The following is a 1666-nucleotide window of genomic DNA, read 5'->3' on the forward strand; positions in this document are numbered from 1 at the left end:
GTTCCACTACTTCCACATAAAGGATTTCTTCGTTGGTTTCAAAGTTTGTAATGGTTTGGCTTAGATGCTCTCCGATATCCTTCCAACGAATATCTGCTAATTCATGAATTGGACGATAAATGACATTTCCAAGAGTTGTGAACATCAAGAGATGTTGCGTTGTCTTGGCAGCTTGTACAAAGATCAAACGATCATCATCACGTTTGCCGATTTCTTCCAGAGTGGATGCCGCAAAGGAACGTGGGCTAGTACGCTTGATATAGCCTGCCTTGGTCACGCTGACATAGGTATCTTCCTCGGCAATCAAACTAGCTGTATCAATCTCAATCGCTTTCGCAGTATCTTCTAAAGTACTCAAACGCGGAGTCGCAAATTTCTTCTTGACCTCACGGAGTTCTTTCTTCATTAGATTATACATGGTACGTTCATCACCGATGATCGCCGCAAGCATGGCAATCTTTTCACGAAGTTCTGCTTCTTCTTCCTGCAAAACCACCACGTCTGTATTGGTCAAACGATAGAGTTGCAAGGTGACAATAGCCTCCGCCTGCTCCTCGGTAAAATCATAGCTTACCTTGAGGTTTTCTTTGGCATCTGCCTTGTTCTCAGAGGCACGGATAAGGGCAATGACTTCGTCCAAAATCGAAATCACGCGAATTAAACCTTCAACGATGTGAAGACGTTTCTCAGCCTTTTCCTTGTCAAAGCGTGAGCGTGCCAAAATCACTTCACGACGGTGGGCGATATAGCTAGATAAGATTGGAACAATCCCAACCTGACGAGGTGTGAAATTGTCAATCGCCACCATGTTAAAGTTATAGTTGATTTGCAAGTCAGTATATTTGAAGAGATAGTTGAGTACGAGCTCGGTATTCGCGTCTTTCTTGAGTTCGATAGCAATGCGAAGACCGTCACGGTCAGACTCATCACGAACCTCAGCAATACCAGCCACCTTGTTATTGACACGAACATCATCGATTTTCTTGACGAGATTAGCCTTATTGATTTCATAAGGAATCTCAGTGATAACGATTTGTTCCTTACCACCTTTTAGCTTTTCAATCTCCGTCTTAGAACGAACAACCACGCGCCCTTTCCCGGTTTCATAGGCCTTCTTGATTTCATCACGCCCTTGGATGATGGCTCCTGTAGGGAAATCAGGCCCAGGCAAGAATTCCATCAGCTTATCAACCTTGGCTGTTGGGTGGTCAATCATGTAAACCGTGGCATCAATAACCTCAGCCAAATTATGCGGTGGAATGTCTGTGGCATATCCAGCAGAAATACCAGTCGATCCATTCACCAAGAGGTTTGGAAAGGCTGCTGGCAAAACTGTTGGCTCTTTCTCAGTATCGTCAAAGTTCCAAGCAAAGGGAACTGTCTTTTTCTCGATATCCTGAAGAAGGTAGCCTGCAATCTCAGACAAACGAGCCTCGGTATAACGCATCGCCGCAGGCGGATCTCCGTCCATAGAACCGTTGTTCCCGTGCATTTCGACCAAAATCTCACGATTTTTCCAGTCCTGAGACATACGGACCATGGCATCATAGATGGAACTGTCACCGTGTGGGTGGAAATTCCCCATGATGTTCCCAACAGACTTGGCTGACTTGCGGTAGCTCTTGTCAAAAGTATTGCCATCCTTATTCATCGAATAAAGAATACG

1 protein-coding gene is annotated in these 1666 nt (G+C 45.0%); it reads right to left on the reverse strand.

Annotated features, from left to right (window positions below; genetic code table 11):
* Positions 1-1666, reverse strand: a 1666-nt coding sequence (parC, locus tag SORDD16_RS04915; RefSeq protein ID WP_241733991.1) for a DNA topoisomerase IV subunit A, incomplete at both ends; no start/stop codon positions are given.

This window comes from Streptococcus oralis (assembly GCF_001578945.1).
Classification (GTDB): domain Bacteria; phylum Bacillota; class Bacilli; order Lactobacillales; family Streptococcaceae; genus Streptococcus; species Streptococcus oralis_Q.